Genomic DNA, 16,460 nt, shown 5'->3' with positions numbered 1-16,460 from the left:
TTTATAATTTTCAGAACAAAAGAAATAGAATGAAGTAACTACTTCTCCATTCGGCTAAAATATGGGCCACACCAATCTTTTTCATGTGTAGTGACAAACGTCCAAGTAAACTCTTTATCTACAATATACATACCAAGCGCCATCTTTTTATGAACTAAATCCCGAACATGAAGTTTCATAGCCTTCTCAATCAATAATGCATCGTCTGAGTCTTGAAAGAAAACATAACATGCATACTTAGGCTCATGATAAAAAGCTTTTTCCGCTTCCTCTCTTTCCAAGCATTCTTTCTTTTTATAACTAAAAAGATGCCACAAGAGCCCATTATAACAATCACTATCTAGCAAATGAAGGAACTTCTTCTCTTTTTCACTAAGGTGACAGGCAAACGTACTTTCCCACTTTCTTCGTAAAAACAAACCTTGATCAGGTAATTCGGTTACTTCTATATTCTTATTTCTTAACTTTGCTATCATATCCATGTAGCACCGCTCCTTTTTAGATAATGATGGTAACTTAACAAAACATTTACACACATCTATCCTCCGCTTAACGTTCTCTTAACAGTTCTCTATTACAGTTAATAGCGAGAACACAATCAACAATTTAGGGGGATTTATCTAGTGAAAAAGATGATAAAAAAAGCATGGCCAGTTGCAGTGATTTCAACATTGGCACTTACTTCCATTGTAACATGGAATATGACACGCTCTGATGCTATGAAAGCAGAGGAACAAAAAGGTGATGCAGAAATTAAAAATGTCATTGTTTTAATTGGCGATGGAATGGGACCTTCTTATATGGCTGCACATCGTTATATGAAGGATAACCCTGAAACACCTCACATGGAACAAACAGCATTTGATAAGTACCTAGTAGGAACACAAATGACGTATCCAGAAGATCCAAAAGAAAACATTACAGACTCCGCCTCTGCCGCAACAGCTATGTCTGCAGGAATCAAGACATACAACGCAGCAATAGCAGTGGATAATGATAAAGAAAATGTAAAAACAGTGTTAGAACAAGCAAAAGAAAAAGGGAAAGCAACAGGATTAGTCGCAACTTCTGAAATCACACATGCAACACCTGCAGCTTTCGGTTCGCATGATGTTAGCCGTAAAAACATGGCTGCTATCGCGGACGATTACTTTGATGAAAAAGTAAATGACAAGCATAAAGTAGACGTTCTTCTAGGTGGTGGAATGAAATACTTTGACCGTGAAGATCGCAAGCTTACAGAAGAATTCAAACGTGCTGGCTACAGCGTCGTAACAGACCGTCATCAATTAGTAAATGATACAAATAATCAAATTCTTGGTTTATTTGCTCCAGAAGGCTTAGATAAAATGATTGACCGTACGGATAAAACACCTTCTCTAGAAGAAATGACAAATGCCGCAATTAATCGTTTAAGTAAAGATGAAGATGGTTTCTTCTTAATGATTGAAGGAAGCCAAATTGACTGGGCTGGTCATGATAACGATGTTGTTGGCGCAATGAGCGAAATGGAAGACTTCGAAAAAGCATTCAAAGCAGCCATTGAATTCGCAGAGAAAGACAAACACACATTAGTTGTCACAACGGCGGACCATTCAACAGGAGGCTTCTCTCTTGGTACAGACGGCGAGTATAATTTTGATGTAAAACCACTAAAAGCAGCGAAACGCACACCGGACTTTATCGCAGCTAAGATTCTAGAAGGCGCAAACACGGAAGCAATCTTAAAACAATATATTGAATTAGAGTTAACAAAAGAAGAAATAAACGCTGTACATACTGCAAAGTCGACTAAAGATGTCACAAAAATCGATGACGCTATCGAAGAAATCTTCAATAAACGATCATACACTGGATGGACAACAGGCGGCCATACTGGCGAAGATGTTAACGTATACGCATACGGTCCAGGAAAACACTTATTTGTCGGGGTACAAGAGAATACAAATCTAGCAAAGCGTGTATTTGAGATTATTGGCGGGGAAGATCCTAATAAAGATAGATATTAATCAAAAAAAGCAAGGCTTTAGAGCCTTGCTTTTTTACGTTACTCTATACCCTTTTCTTTCATACATTTCCGACAATATTAACCTGCATATTAAGGTAACAACAACTAACCAAATTCATATATAAACCGAACTATACAACATAAAATTTCTCAATATGTATAGAATGTGAAATTAGTAATTTTCCTCCTCGACCTATCATAATAATCGTTATATATCGAATTCAAACTTTAGGAGGAACAGCATGAACCATTCTATTTTGCAGCGTGAACGTATACAAAAGTTAGACATTATCCGTGGTTTTGCCATATTAGGAATCTTCCTTGTTAATATTCCAGTTATGGTCGGTAGCTCTAATGTATTTACAGGAATAGATAAGTATATTAGCATTTTCTATGCTTTATTCGTACACACAAAATTCTACACAATTTTTTCATTTTTGTTTGGTTTAGGTTTTTATATTTTCATTAGTCGCGCAAAAGAAAAAGGCCTAACATATAATCGATTATTTGTAAAACGTCTCCTTCTCCTATTTGTACTTGGTACTGTTCACTATGTTTTTTTCTGGGGTGGAGATATTTTGCATACGTATGCTTTAATTGGCGTATTTTTACTTTTCTTTTATCGCTGCACATTAAAGACACTATTAATATGGGCTTTCTCTCTTTTTACAATTGCTCATACGTTCGTCCTAGCATTCTCACTCTCCCTACTCGAAAAAGAGGAAACAACATCCACGTTAAAACCTAACTACTTCGCTGAATGGCTTAGTAATGTTCAAGAACGAGCAGGCGATTTCTTTAGCACAAATTTACTTTTCATGGAATTCATTAGACTTCCAGAAATATTATCGCTGTTTTTATTTGGATTATATGTTGGCAAAAAAGGAGTATTTTACAAAATAGAAGAATATAAGAGTAGTTTACGAAAATGGCAAATAGGCTCTTTTGTAGTTTCTCTATTACTTTCCATACCTATTTTACTAACATTTTTCCAAAATGAGACACATGAAGTTAAAGATTATTATCTTTGGGTTATACTAAGTAGTAAACCATTAGCAATGTTCTATATTATAACGTTAATGTTAGCGAAACGTAGATGGCTCAACTACTTCGGATACGTCGGACAAATGGCACTTACTAATTATATTACACATACATTAGTTGGTGTTGTCTTACTAGCTGCTCTTGTTACACAACCTGCCAACATAGCACTATCTATTCAAATACCTATCGTTCTTGTTGTATATAGTACGCAAATATTTATCAGTAAATGGTGGCTGAACCGCTATCGATTTGGGCCATTAGAATGGCTATGGAGAAGCGGCACATATGGACAATTTCAATCGATGAAAAAAGAAAGAGAACTTGAGAAATGAAGTAAATAAATTTAGACACGTACTTTTAAACAGCTTACAAGGCCTGCATTCTGTATTGTACAGAGCTCATGCCTTTTAATGTTGTTTTAAGTTCGATTATTATTGTAATATCATTGGTATGGATCTAATAATTCCAACATCTACTCACCAAAAAACCGTTTGGCTCATGTGTGTAAATACTATAGCTTGGTTGTTCTATTGCTTTTACGTCTACTTCGTGTTTCTTCAATTCTCGTTGTATCAACACTTTCGCCATATCTGAACGCCACAATCTTGATGTGTTCAACGCAACTTACTTATTTTACATCATATCCGACAATACTTCTTGTAGTCCTTCACTTACATTCCCTTTCGTTAAAACGTACTGTACGACGACTTCAAAAAATAACACAACCCTTAATTTTTATATCGTTTTTTCCCTAGTAGTGTCGTACACTGTACAAAGCCAATTACAATCTATAAATTTAACACTTAGCACACTTATAAAATTATATGTGTATCAACCTATTTCTAGGTTAAAACGTAAAAAAGCACTCGTTGCCATTGGTGACAATCAAGTGCTTTACGTTCATATATTTTCTACGTTTTCATGGTTGGTTCTAAATTTGTGCATTTTATTACGTCGTCAAAACCGTATGAAACCTTTTGTGTCTCGTTACAAATAATACCTTTAAAACGTACGAGCTTGTATGCATCCGTTAGTTTACTTTTACTGTACATTCCATGTCTTTCTTTGTACCCGACATACAGTAAAATGTCATCTTGCCTAAGCTCGTGTGTCGCATTTTATTATCTCAAGAGATGGTGTTCCAACAAAGAGCCTATGATGGTTAACCATCATAGAGTTTTGTCGAAAAAATGACCTTTTCTTTTTTTGTACACTTCACATATGCTTTATCCTGCAATCTATATGTGTCCATGTATATTTAAATTAAGCTCTATACGCTTTTGTTGTTCTCATATAAAGTGGTAAAAGAGTAGTATTATTATAGAATCTCTAAAAACTCAGTAAAGTTATCTGCTATTTTATAAAAAACTGGCTCAAACTCTCCTGACTCTTCATGCGACCAGACACACACCAATGGTTTATCTTTATTTTCTCTAAAATCTAAACATACAAAATCACCGGCAAATATACTAGCTATTGGTAACACTTCTGCCCCTAATAAATCCTCGTTGTCAGTTAATCTTTCTCCTATTTGTGAAACTACAACATCAATATCATAGATTCCTTTAGGATGATTCTCAATATCATCTAACATACATAAAAATCTTTCTATCGAATAATTACGAGCATTGCATTCAAATGTAGCCTCTTCAACTTCTACACCATTATATGTTTTAATAAAGTCTAAAAATACCTCTGGTAATTTTAGTCTCCAAAATTTCTCATGCTTGCTTATTAACTCTTCTGAAGGTAATGGTTTTACAATAGTACTCTGCTTTATTTTCATAAATTCAACCCTTTCTTAATTATACTATCTAGGAGCATCTGCCCACATGCCGGTTGATCTCCCACCATTATGAATAGTAATATTGTGTATTCCAAAAGGTACTAGTTCCATTTTACCTGGTATTTCAGTATGATGCCATGTCGTACCTTCTGGCCTTCCACCAATTGCAGTATCAAGCCAATCAAACTGCTTATCGTCTGATGATAACCAAAGATTTTTTGGTAACGGCTTAGTTTCTATGACCAGCCCCGCACCCTTAAAATCCGCAAATCCATATCTCATTCCATCAACTTTAGTTACCTTTACCTCAGGAATCAAACCATCTGCAACAGCCTTTTCCTTAATCATTCGCTTTTGACGCGCAGTTAAATTCTCTCCACCTGGAAATGACTTATTCCATGCCCATGTTTTATTCGTTAACACTTTCTCACCATACAGCTTTACATAGTCATCAATAACATCGTCAAAATTCTTCGTACCGTTAATAAAACCATTTATTTTATTTAAACTATCTTCGCTAGACACCTTACTATCCTTACCCGTACCCTTAATACTACCCTCAATCTTCTCTATCTTACTCTGAATAATTCCTTTACTCTCTAGATGACTTGCTTTGACTACCTCTTCAACGTTTGATCCGCCTCGGCCTAAAGCTGCTGCTCCTCCAGCTGTGACGTCTATACTTTGCGCTGCTAGGTTATTCATGTTATCAAGGGAACGGGCGAATGCGCCTTTGATGGCGTAGTTCACATCATTTAATTTATCTGTTGCTTTCAACCCTTCTAGTCTGAGCTTTTGGGTCCAGTATGTGTTGCTATCTTTTAATGATTGTACCACATTTTTTCCGGTATTTGGATTAAACTTAGCTAGGTTTTGGGCGATGGATTGCTTCGTTAAAGAGATGAGATTATCTGTCCCTCGGAAGGCTTGCCGCACTCCTTTGACACCCGGAATAACGCCAAGAACACTGAATGCTCCTCGTTCTATTTGTTCGCCGGTACTTAGCTTCCTTCCTGTTCCCCAGTCCTCTCCGGTCACAACACTTTTCACTTCAAGTCCTGTGAATACGGCGGTCGCTGCGATGGCTACTGGTGGACATACAACAGCTGCGACGATAATCCCAGCTGCGATGGCGAGGTCTCGCCACATTTCTAAGTCTTGTTGTTCTTCTTCCATTGTCTCGTATTCAAACCCTCGCATAGATGGGATAAGTTTCCGATATTCGTTGTAGTCTAACTTTGCTTCTGGGTTGTTTCGCTTCATTTCTTCATATTGTAGGTTGAGTATTTCATCGAATGCTACGGAGTCTTTGAAAATATCATCGATAGTGATGGTGTCTTTTTGTACGCTGGATGTTTCTAGCCTTCCGTACGAATGAGCGGTTGGCATTGCTTTGTATTCTGTGGAACCAATACGGTTTTCTGTGGTGTAATTGCGGATGGAGAGGTCTCGCATCTTGCCTGCGAATTCGTCCATTTTATGATAGAATGGTTCGTCGATGTGTCTTGATACAGTTTCTCCGACACGATGACAATAGTTTACTAGTTGATCATAGTCATCAAATAGATGGTTAATCGTTGTTTTCTTACTCGTATGATGAAATGAAATACTTCGATCAGAGTCTAGTCGGTCAATTTTACGTTCGATACTGCCTAGTAGATCATCCATTTGAAGGAATGTTCGTTCTGAATCTCGTTTTAGCCTTATTATCGCTTCCTTCATCTCTTGCCACGGTCCATGCTTATAACGCACATCCATGTGAATATCTTCCTCCGTTTCGTTAAAGGAATTAACCTTGAACTTGTAATATTCGCTGTAATTCTTCGTCTTTCTTTATCATTTCAGCGAGCGTATGATTTACAAGCAATGATGCTTGATTGTAGTTATCTGCTAGTTCCATTACTTTGTTTAAAATGTCTTTATGACGCTCAATAACTTCTAACGCTTCTCCTTCTCGGTAAAAATCACTATTAGAAAGGTTCGTTATATGTTTCGCAACGTCTGTTGAATAAATGGTATAAATAACATTCAACCGTTCGATAATATCTAACATTTCGTATACGTTAACTAATATACTGGTAGAGCCTTCTCCACCATCCATCATTTGTTCATGCATTAGTTAATCACTCCTAACGAATGATTTGATAGCCCCTTAGGCTTTGTATATGACATGTTCAGTACATCGTATATTTTCTTATTCAATGCATACAAACTAACCCACTCATACATTTTATTTTGTACATTGATTTGTACATAGTCTTCTTCAAGCATATAGTACAAGTGGCACTCTCGTTTCCCTAGATGGGTACGGTTAGCATCTGGGCGATATAGTAGCTCAATAGCCAATACATCTTTATCGAATAAATCTATCTCTTCACACACAGCTTGTTCTTCCTTTGTCATCTGCTTGCTTAAAAATTGTTTATCCTTCTCTCTGGGTTCCCTTAGTAAAAACGGAATATTTTTCACTAAAGATAGATATACATCACGTTTTGAAAGGCACTCAAACTCATATACCTCGTTCTCTACTAGTTCAGTTAATACGATTACACGGTCTTCATCTGCTGGTATAAACCCAATTAGAAGATTATTAAACCTTGTATACTTTTTACTTCCTTGAAATGCCTTTAGTAACTCAATTAACTGAAATGCAGCTTTTGTTAATTCTACGTCCTTTGTAAGCAAACCTTTTGTTGTTAACGTTGAAATAGCATTGTTTACACAATTTGGGTTATTCATCAGTATGCTTTCTCTTTCTGGCAAGCCGAATATATACGTAATACCAGCTGCTCCTGCTAATACATATAATTCAGAAGGGGTAAAATTACCTACTTGTTGTATCATTCTGAATCTACTCCTTATAAACTCTTAATTATTTGTACCTCTTTCGTACTAGAAAATGAATGAATATTATCTTCTAATTCTATTAATGCTTTTGTTTGAACTTCTAGAGTATCAACCATATCAACATTTAATTGAATAATTAAGTCTACGTAGGACAAGAAAGCATCTCTTGTTTGCCCTGACCATAATGAACTCGACACCGTCGCTTGCAATTCTTTTGCTAAGCGGAGCGCTTCTTTCACATCTCTTTCCATCTCTTCTGCATGTTTAATTGCCTCACCCGTTCTACTAGTCGAAATATCAACTTCTTGTTTGCTCATAAATACATGTCAACTCCCTTCCAATGCAAAGAAATACTCTATCGGTTAGCTTCATCCCGCTCCCGGTTCTCTGCTTCCGCTCTCTCTCTGTACATTAACCACTTACTATACGCCCTACTTTGCGCAGAGGCTATATCATCTCTCGCTTGACGAAAATCACCTAATAAATCGGATAATTCAACATCCTTTTCTCCTCGCTTATTTTCAAATTCATAGGCTGGAATTTTATTAGATTGCAATAATGAACTACTTCTTTCAAAATAAGTACCATAAGCAGTTTCTACTTTCTCTATATGTCTTTCGATTCGCTCTCTTCTTGACTTTAAGTAAAAATATAATTCTGAATATTCATCGCGTTTACGTTCATTTTCCGTATATCCAATACCTAAAACATTTCCGAAACTATCCCAAAATCCGTCTGGCATGTTTCACCTCCTCATTATATTTGCAGCCAACTCTTCAAAAGTATACACGATATCATTTTAACAAATAGTTATAACACTTTCCATTTTTTACATATTCTCATGTTAATCTATAAAAAATAAGAGCACATCTTTTAATCAATGTGCTCCTCATCATAATCTTTCCCTTTCTATCTACTCACAATACCAACTGATAATAAGAAATTCCTTGCCAGTCACCAAACTTATGCCCGACTTCACATAATGTACCTGCATACGTAAAACCTAACTTCTCATGCAAATGAATACTACTTTCATTACCTTCCGTTATAATTGCGATAATCGTATGATACCCTAGTTCTCTTGTTGAAATAATTGTATGTTCAAGGAGTTCTCTTCCCACACCTTGTCCTTGATAATTCGGATTCACATACAAAGAGTTTTCTACTGTACGCTTATATGCTGCTTTCTTGTTAAACGATGCAATACAACTATACCCAGCTATCACGTTGTCTACTTCCATCACAAATAGTGGATAGTTTTCGTTAAATTGACTGAACCACTCTAGTTGTCCCTCTACTGTTCGTTCCTCTATTTCAAATGTTGCAGTGGTAGTTGCAATAGCTTCATTATAGATTTGTAGGATAAAAGGCACATCTTCTCTTGTCGCAATACGGATATTTCGTTTCATTTTTAGGAACTCGCTCCTTTTCCATATGGAATTTGTTATAATAGCTAATATATTACTATTTTTACTTATCATCACAACTATTGCAAGGAGCTAGAAATGAAACGCTTTTTCAAACGACTAGTAGGCACACTATTATTCTCTGTCGTATTCACAGCAGGGTTTGTTTCCTTTTCACATTTATTTGTGAAGCATAATACATTAACAAAAGCACGAGAAGAATGGGATAACTTAACTTCTTCCTTCTTTGTCGAGGCAGTAGAAACAACAGAATTATCCCCAACACCAGTTGTTGCAAAACAAGAAGAAAAGCTAGCAGACAATATTTCCATCGAAGCACCCCACATCAAGCAATTACCGGAGTTGCCAAGAGGATGCGAAGTGACCTCACTAGCAATGCTTCTTCAACATGCCAAAATCTCAGTAGACAAAATGGAGCTAGCCTCTAACATAAAGAAAGACCTTACTCCATATGAGAAAAAAGATGGTAAAACATTTTTCGGAAATCCTCACAAAGGATTCATTGGCAATATGTATACATACTCTGAACCAGGCTACGGAGTCTATCATGAACCTATCGCCGAGTTAGCAAATACATACTTACCAGGACGCATCACAAATCTTACTGGTAAAGATTTTAACGAAGTAATGAAATCATTGAATGAAGACAAGCCAGTATGGATCATCACAAACACAACTTTCGCTCCTCTAGATGCATCATACTTTGAGACTTTCCATACGCCTGACGGAGAAATTCCCATTACAATGAAGGAACATTCTGTGTTAGTGACAGGTTATGACACAGAATATATTTACTTCAACAATCCACTAACGGATGAGAAGTATTCGAAAGCATCACGCGATCGTTTTATTGATGCATGGAAACAAATGGGCTCGCAAGCAATTACATATAAAGACTAAACAAAGAGGTGCAATGGGCACCTCTTTTACTTTATTACCTCTTCTAGCTTCGTCATTACATTTGATAGAGCTTTGATTGAATATATTGTTTCAAACTCCCCAACTGATAACGAGTGATTCGCGTCATGAATAACCTCTATTTCTAACCTTGAATGGCGTAATTGTTGTAGTTGTTCCTCCTTGTAGGATGGATCTTTATCACCTATAACTAGAAGTCCTTTATGCTCACTCGTTAAAACTGTGTCAACCATTCCTTCAAACTTCAACAAAGGAGTTAATAAAATCATTTTCGATGATACGAAATCCTCTCGTTTCATTAAATCATACGCGATCGGAATAGTACCAAGTGACTTTCCTAAGAAAATCATTTCATCGTACTGTCTATCTTTCAAAACATCATTAATAACTGGGTTCACATCTTCCATCATCAAATCAGCCATGCCTTCGTATCCCTTTTTCAAAAAATCTTCTTCATAGCTGTAATGAACGTGAACACAATCAATTTTATGTTGAAGCATCAGCATCGTTGCATAGTAAAATAATGGCTTATCATAATTGTATCCTGAACCTGAGAACATAAAGCATACCTTGTTAGAACCTGTTTCAACATGCGTATAACGAACTGCGTTTTCACTTGTTTGTACACTCTTATCACTTACTCGCATTATTTCCCCCTCCTATGTACACACTATTTTAACACCTTTTACTTATTTTTCCACAAAAAATATCACCCTCTTTTTAGACGGGTGATAAATTATACGTCATTCTATGTTGATCTATACTATTACTTCTTTCCTTCCGGTCAAAATCATCGCATTTCCTAATACTTTTTTATTCAGTAAAAGCGTCGGTAGTTCTATTACTTCATCCAATTTATAACTAGTTAATTCAGAGACACCGCGTTGCTTCAACGTATTCAAAAGTTCTTTCTCATCTCCAAAAACCGTTTTATCCATAAACAAATCTAAAAAGACAAATTGTCCAGCAGGTTTTAATACTCTCAACGCCTCTTCTATTACTTCCGTTTTATTTTTTCTATCTTTTACTTCATGAAATGTTAGACAGCTTACGATAACCTCAAATTCATCATCATGAAAAGGTAGTTCGGAGGCACTCGCTTTTAAAAAAGTAATTTTATCTGATACACCTTCTATTTCGGCATTTTGTTGGCACTTCGCTTTCGAATACTCCCAGTTTCCTCCCCAATAATCAATTCCAGCTAGCGTGGACATAGGAAAAGCTTTTGCCAATTTAATAATGAGAGACCCACTACCTGTTCCAATATCGAGCACCTTTCCGTTTCCATCCCAGTTTACCTTCGCAACAAGCACATCATGTATTTTCGATTGATAATTCCCTCCAAATTCCGCGAATTGATAAACAGAATAAGAAAGAATAAACGTAATATATAGAAAAGGTAACGCTAAAACACCTGATAAGACCCTTACATATAAGTGAACAGGTAATAATGCTGTCAAAAGAAGCATTATTGAAATACCAAAGAAGATAAGTAGTTTGTATATTCGAATCCATGTTTGATACGTAGCTTTTGTTTTCACTTTCGTAGCCACCCTTACATATTCTATTTTTTATTTATTATTTTCTTTTATAAAAAATAAAGACACCGATTCTTCGATGTCTTTATAAACCTTCTACTCAATCGCACCAGCAACATCATAGTTACTTAAATCAAGTTCTGTCGGTTTGCCTAGTACGAGATTCGCAAGTTCAGCGCCAACAAATGGTCCAGCAGTTAGTCCAGATGCACCAAGACCATTCGCAACATAAATTCCTTCAAAGCCTGGTAATGCTCCGACAACAGGAAGGAAACCTGGTGTGTAAGGTCTGAAACCTACTCTCGTTTCCGTCATTTCAGCCTCTACTAAGCCAGGCGCAATCGTTAATCCTTTATGGAGTATTTCATGTACACCTCCTATGGTCACACGATAATCGAAGCTAGTAACATCTTCGTGCGTTGTACCAATAACAACACATCCATCTTCAAACGTTAAGATATATTGATTGTTCGGTGGCATCACAACTGGTAAATCATTCGTATTTGTCTCTTTCATTTGTAAGTGGATGATTTGTCCTTTTTGGAATGATACTAAGAAATTAATACCTAGTGGTGTAATTAATTCATTTCCCCACGCTCCGGTTGTTACAATTATTTCATCCGCATGCAACGTTTCTCCGTCTACTGTAATTCCCGTTACTTTCTTATCTTGATGGATTAATGCAGCCGCATTTCCTGTACGAACGACTGCCCCGTGTTTTTTCGCTGCACGTATCATTGCATCACGTAATGCTCGTCCACTCACACGAGCTGCCCCGCTTATATGCACGGATGCATATTCTTCTGATAACATCGGGAATAGTTGCTTTGTTTCTTCTGCTGATAAACGTGTGATGTCACCCATTTCAGGTGCATCTTCACGACGTTTGTATGCTCGTTCTTCCATTTGATCTAATTTCTTTGGATCCGTATGAAGGCTAATTGCTCCGACTTTCTTGTATCCAGTATCTGTTTCTCCGTCTTCTTCTAACTGTTCAATTAACGACGGATAGTATTTCGCTCCGCCTTTTGCAAGGGCATACCATACTTTATTGCGACGCTGAGACAGCCACGGGCATATAATTCCCGCCGCAGCGTCTGTTGCTTGCCCATCATCGTTTCGGTCTACTAGTGTAACATTTACTCCTGCTTTTGCTAACTGATATGCTGTCGAAGCCCCGACAATACCTGCTCCAACTACAATATATGATTTCATGTCAAAACACCTTTTTCTATAATTTCTATCCTATATAAAAGGGTAATAAGAAAACGTAGAGAAATCAAGAAAGATTTTTATTTAATATATGAAGAGTAAGAGAAAATTCGTTGTGAACAGCATAATAGTAAGAGTACTAACTACCAACTCTACTTATTTATCTTTTTACATCATCACTCGCTTTTAAACACATATCAGTCTGCTAGGTCATTGCTTATAGAAAACCCTCTCATTTGGATATTACACAAAAAAACGCACGAGATTCCAAACTGAAATCTCGTGCGCTTATTGTATTACACGTTCATTTTCGCGTAGCGTGGGTGATTCTCCACTTGCTTGCGGAATACGTCTGTGTCGTATTTCTTCTCAATGTAGATGTCATGCCAAATCATGAACATAAGAACTGTCCAAATCTTACGACTATAGTCTAACTTACCTTGGCAATGTGTATCTAATAAATCAAGAACGTACTTCTTGTTGATTAAGTGATCTGTCTCACTCTCTTTAATGATGTTTACTGCCCAGTCATAAATTTCGTTACGTAACCAATGACGGATTGGTACTGGGAAGCCTAGTTTCTTACGGTCTAATACGTGATCTGGTACGATGCCACGTGCTGCTTCACGTAAGATTGCTTTCGTTGTTCCGTTTGCGATTGTTAAGCTTGGATCAATCTTCGATGCTACACGGAATACTTCTTTATCTAAGAATGGTACACGTAACTCTAAGCAATGAGCCATTGTCATTTTGTCTGCTTTTAATAAGATATCGCCGCGTAACCAAGTGTGCATATCAACGTATTGCATTTTGCTTACATCGTTATATGATTTAACATTGTTGTATAACGGTTTCGTTACGTCTAAGTACGACACATCATGGTTGTATTGTGTTAATAAACGTGCTTTCTCTTCTTCTGTGAAGATTTTCGCGTTTCCATAGTAGCGCTCTTCAATTGGCGTACATCCACGCTCTAAGAAGCTCTTACCTTTGAAACCTTCTTGAAGGGCTCCACTTAAGCCAAGTAACATCTTCTTACCAACGTTTGGGATGTAGTTGAACATTTGTAGAGACGTTGGTTCACGGTAAATGTTGTATCCACCGAATAATTCGTCTGAACCTTCACCAGAAAGAACTACTGTTACATGCTTACTTGCTTCTTTTGCTACGAAGTATAAAGGTACACACGCTGGGTCCGCTAATGGATCATCCATGTGCCATAAAATTTTCGGTAATTCGTTAATGTACTCTTCTGGCGTTACTTTTACGTCAATGTTGCGTAAACCTAGCTTATCAGCTGTTTCTTTCGCTACATCTACTTCACTGAATCCTTCGTGTTCGAAACCTACAGAGAATGTTGTTAAGTCTGGGTTAAACTCTTTCGCAATCGATACAATGATTGATGAGTCAATTCCACCAGATAAGAATGAACCTACTGGTACGTCACTACGCATGTGAACATTCACAGAATCGTATAATACGTCACGAATTTCTTTAATGATTTCTGTTTTTTCCATATTTAATGGTTTGAATTCTGGCTTCCAGTAAGGCTTAATCGAGATTGGTTTACCAATTTCTTTCACGAAGTAGTGACCTGGTTCGATTTTGCTAATGTTTTCTGACATGCTGTTTGGCTCTGGCACGTATTGGTACGTGAAGTAGTGTTGTAAGCTCGTTACGTCTACTTTGTCCTCTTTAACCGCATGTAGAATACTCTTCTTCTCTGATGCGAAGTATAATTTATCGCCTTCTTCATGATAGAATAATGGCTTAATACCGAAGTGATCGCGTGCTCCGAATAACGTCTGTTCTTCTTTGTCCCAAATTAAGAACGCGAACATACCACGAAGGTGCTTCACACACTCTTCTTTCATATATGAGTAAAGGGCAACGATTACTTCTGTATCGCCGTGTGTCTTGAATGTTAAGCCTTTGTCGATTAACATTTCACGTAACTCTACATAGTTGTATACTTCACCGTTGAAGATGATCACATAGCGCTCGTCTGCATATGTAAGTGGCTGTGGTGCGCCTTCTACGTCAAGAATACTTAAACGACGGAAACCAAATTGTACGTGCTCATTCATGAAGTAGCCGTCGCTATCTGGTCCGCGGTGTGTAATAATATCATTCATTCCATGGAATAAGTTAATTTCTTCTTCAGTAAATTGTTGTGGATGATCGTAAAAACAACCAATAAATCCGCACATGTTTAAAACTCCTTTTATATTTCAGATTCGTTCATTTTTCATTTTGTCATTTATTAAAGTCACTAACTCTATCTTATCCCGATAGAGGTTGCCATTGTATACAAGCCAGATATCATTTCATTCCTATCTTATCTGCACCTAAATAACAACATTCTCTATAGTAACATAAATTACACCTTTTCACAGCAAAAAATAAGGAACAATCAACATTTTTATCGCCTATGCATACACTACATGGAACAGATAAAGATAGGATGGTGACCCGACTATGGAAGAAAATAAAAAAGATACACGGAACTTTAAAAATTACTTACAAAAAGTCGATCAATTCATGGAGAAAGGTACAGTACGAAACTTTTTGGAGGAAATGAACGCCTTTTTCCATAAGCATAGCAACAGTATATTCTCTTCCTTCCCTGTTGATATGTATGAAACGGAAAATGAACTTGTTATCAAAGCAGAATTACCTGGTATACACAAAGAACAAATTTTCATTGATACGCTTGGTACACATGTAAAGATTTCGATTCGATACGACTCTACATTCGAAGAAGAAAACACACTATCTAACTACCACCGTAAAGAACGCTCTTCTTCTTACAGTGAACGATTAATTAAAGTTCCTTATTTAGTAGATAAGAAGAATTCTAAAGCGTCCTTCCAAAATGGTATTCTCGAAATTCGTGCTCCGAAACAAGCCTTTCCAAACGAAACGATTGAAATATATTAAAAAAACCGCTTCTTTTTAGAAGCGGTTTTCTCTTATTTCTTCACTAATACCTTCATATCTTTAATCATTTCTTCGTACGGAGGATTCTCTAATCCTGCATATTCTTTAATAAACTCTCCGTTTTTATCGACTAAATAAAACTGTGTCATATGGATAACTTGATCGCCCTTCTTCGGCTTATCAACAAGTGATTTGAAATTCTTCATCGCAAATTCATTAATGAATTTTTGTGAATATCCTGTTAATGCATGCCATTTTGTTTGATCTGCGCTGTAGTTCTCAAGGTATGCTTTTAACATTTCTGGTGTATCTACTTCCGGATCAACGTTAAATGACACAATCTCAATATCTAGACCTTCATCTTTTATCATGTTTTGTAACTTCATCATGTTCGCTGTCATCGGTGGACAAACCGTATTACAATTTGTAAAAATGAAATCCGCAATCCATACTTTCCCTTTCAGATCAGACAAACCAAATTTCTCTCCGTGCTGATTTGTCATTGTGAAATCCTCTATTTCTATCGGACTTGTACGGGCATTCGCAATTTCTCCCGTACATCCACTAAACACGAACAAACTTAATGCTAATAATAATACCCCTTTAATCTTTGCTTTCATTGTGTCCCCACCACCTATGTATACTTCGTTAACATTTTAACAAATTCATATCTTGAAAACTACTAATATATCTCCTCTGTTATTTACTTTTCGGCTAATGTTTGTATAAAATAGTGCTAT

17 protein-coding genes and 1 pseudogene are annotated in these 16,460 nt (G+C 36.7%); 4 read left to right on the top strand and 14 right to left on the bottom strand.

Annotated features, from left to right (window positions below; genetic code table 11):
• Window positions 1-38 precede the first annotated feature (38 nt).
• Window positions 39-482, bottom strand: a complete 444-nt coding sequence (locus IEV41_RS03570; protein ID WP_188387064.1) for a DUF4275 family protein — start codon at window positions 480-482, stop codon at window positions 39-41.
• 141 nt (window positions 483-623) lie between these two features.
• On the opposite strand from IEV41_RS03570, the gene IEV41_RS03565 reads away from it, so the two are divergent.
• Window positions 624-2,009 (top strand): alkaline phosphatase, encoded by a 1,386-nt coding sequence (locus IEV41_RS03565; protein ID WP_188387063.1) that lies wholly within the window; start codon window positions 624-626, stop codon window positions 2,007-2,009.
• Between the two features lie 241 nt (window positions 2,010-2,250).
• The gene (locus tag IEV41_RS03560) at window positions 2,251-3,384 is read left to right on the top strand and encodes a DUF418 domain-containing protein (protein ID WP_188387062.1); all 1,134 of its coding nucleotides are present in this window, start codon (window positions 2,251-2,253) and stop codon (window positions 3,382-3,384) included.
• 113 nt (window positions 3,385-3,497) lie between these two features.
• On the opposite strand, the pseudogene IEV41_RS03555 reads toward IEV41_RS03560, so the two are convergent.
• The 8 genes and pseudogenes from IEV41_RS03555 to IEV41_RS03520 form a co-directional block, all read right to left on the bottom strand.
• Window positions 3,498-3,721 (bottom strand): annotated as a pseudogene (locus tag IEV41_RS03555) (recombinase family protein); the annotation flags it as partial.
• A 649-nt stretch (window positions 3,722-4,370) separates the two neighbouring features.
• Complete coding sequence (locus IEV41_RS03550) at window positions 4,371-4,838, bottom strand: SMI1/KNR4 family protein (RefSeq protein WP_188387061.1); 468 nt, start codon at window positions 4,836-4,838, stop codon at window positions 4,371-4,373.
• A 24-nt stretch (window positions 4,839-4,862) separates the two neighbouring features.
• A complete protein-coding gene (locus IEV41_RS03545) occupies window positions 4,863-6,596 on the bottom strand; it encodes an HNH endonuclease signature motif containing protein (RefSeq protein ID WP_188387060.1) in 1,734 nt (577 codons plus the stop codon).
• Between the two features lie 31 nt (window positions 6,597-6,627).
• Window positions 6,628-6,954, bottom strand: a complete 327-nt coding sequence (locus IEV41_RS03540; RefSeq protein ID WP_188387059.1) for a hypothetical protein — start codon at window positions 6,952-6,954, stop codon at window positions 6,628-6,630.
• The gene (locus IEV41_RS03535) at window positions 6,954-7,682 is read right to left on the bottom strand and encodes a DUF5081 family protein (RefSeq protein WP_188387058.1); all 729 of its coding nucleotides are present in this window, start codon (window positions 7,680-7,682) and stop codon (window positions 6,954-6,956) included. The genes IEV41_RS03540 and IEV41_RS03535 overlap by 1 nt, the downstream gene beginning before the upstream one ends.
• Window positions 7,683-7,696: 14 nt before the next feature.
• On the bottom strand, window positions 7,697-8,002 hold the full coding sequence (locus IEV41_RS03530) for a WXG100 family type VII secretion target (protein ID WP_188387057.1): 306 nt from the start codon (window positions 8,000-8,002) through the stop codon (window positions 7,697-7,699).
• Window positions 8,003-8,040: 38 nt separating this feature from the next.
• A complete protein-coding gene (locus IEV41_RS03525) occupies window positions 8,041-8,427 on the bottom strand; it encodes an EsxC family T7SS substrate (RefSeq protein WP_188387056.1) in 387 nt (128 codons plus the stop codon).
• Between the two features lie 175 nt (window positions 8,428-8,602).
• Complete coding sequence (locus IEV41_RS03520) at window positions 8,603-9,094, bottom strand: GNAT family N-acetyltransferase (RefSeq protein ID WP_188387055.1); 492 nt, start codon at window positions 9,092-9,094, stop codon at window positions 8,603-8,605.
• Between the two features lie 96 nt (window positions 9,095-9,190).
• On the opposite strand from IEV41_RS03520, the gene IEV41_RS03515 reads away from it, so the two are divergent.
• Window positions 9,191-10,012: a C39 family peptidase gene (locus IEV41_RS03515; protein WP_188387054.1), complete on the top strand. Its 822-nt coding sequence runs from the start codon at window positions 9,191-9,193 to the stop codon at window positions 10,010-10,012.
• A gap of 26 nt (window positions 10,013-10,038) precedes the next feature.
• Here the strand turns inward: IEV41_RS03515 and IEV41_RS03510 are convergent, their stop codons facing one another.
• The 4 genes from IEV41_RS03510 to asnB form a co-directional block, all read right to left on the bottom strand.
• Entirely contained in the window at window positions 10,039-10,677 is a 639-nt protein-coding gene (locus tag IEV41_RS03510; RefSeq protein ID WP_188387053.1) for an alpha/beta family hydrolase, read from the bottom strand.
• A gap of 111 nt (window positions 10,678-10,788) precedes the next feature.
• Entirely contained in the window at window positions 10,789-11,571 is a 783-nt protein-coding gene (locus IEV41_RS03505; protein WP_188387052.1) for a class I SAM-dependent methyltransferase, read from the bottom strand.
• Between the two features lie 93 nt (window positions 11,572-11,664).
• Window positions 11,665-12,783 (bottom strand): NAD(P)/FAD-dependent oxidoreductase, encoded by a 1,119-nt coding sequence (locus tag IEV41_RS03500; protein ID WP_188387051.1) that lies wholly within the window; start codon window positions 12,781-12,783, stop codon window positions 11,665-11,667.
• A 293-nt stretch (window positions 12,784-13,076) separates the two neighbouring features.
• Complete coding sequence (gene asnB / locus IEV41_RS03495) at window positions 13,077-14,990, bottom strand: asparagine synthase (glutamine-hydrolyzing) (protein WP_188387050.1); 1,914 nt, start codon at window positions 14,988-14,990, stop codon at window positions 13,077-13,079.
• A gap of 268 nt (window positions 14,991-15,258) precedes the next feature.
• On the opposite strand from asnB, the gene IEV41_RS03490 reads away from it, so the two are divergent.
• Window positions 15,259-15,720 carry an Hsp20/alpha crystallin family protein gene (locus IEV41_RS03490; RefSeq protein ID WP_188387049.1) on the top strand — a complete coding sequence of 154 codons (462 nt, stop codon included), beginning with the start codon at window positions 15,259-15,261 and terminating at the stop codon, window positions 15,718-15,720.
• A gap of 32 nt (window positions 15,721-15,752) precedes the next feature.
• Here IEV41_RS03490 and IEV41_RS03485 read toward each other — a convergent pair whose 3' ends face one another.
• On the bottom strand, window positions 15,753-16,340 hold the full coding sequence (locus IEV41_RS03485) for an SCO family protein (protein WP_188387048.1): 588 nt from the start codon (window positions 16,338-16,340) through the stop codon (window positions 15,753-15,755).
• Window positions 16,341-16,460: the final 120 nt, after the last annotated feature.

This window comes from Priestia taiwanensis (genome assembly GCF_014638355.1).
Lineage (GTDB): Bacteria > Bacillota > Bacilli > Bacillales > Bacillaceae_G > Priestia_D > Priestia_D taiwanensis.
This window is presented reverse-complemented; position numbering and strand designations above follow the sequence as displayed.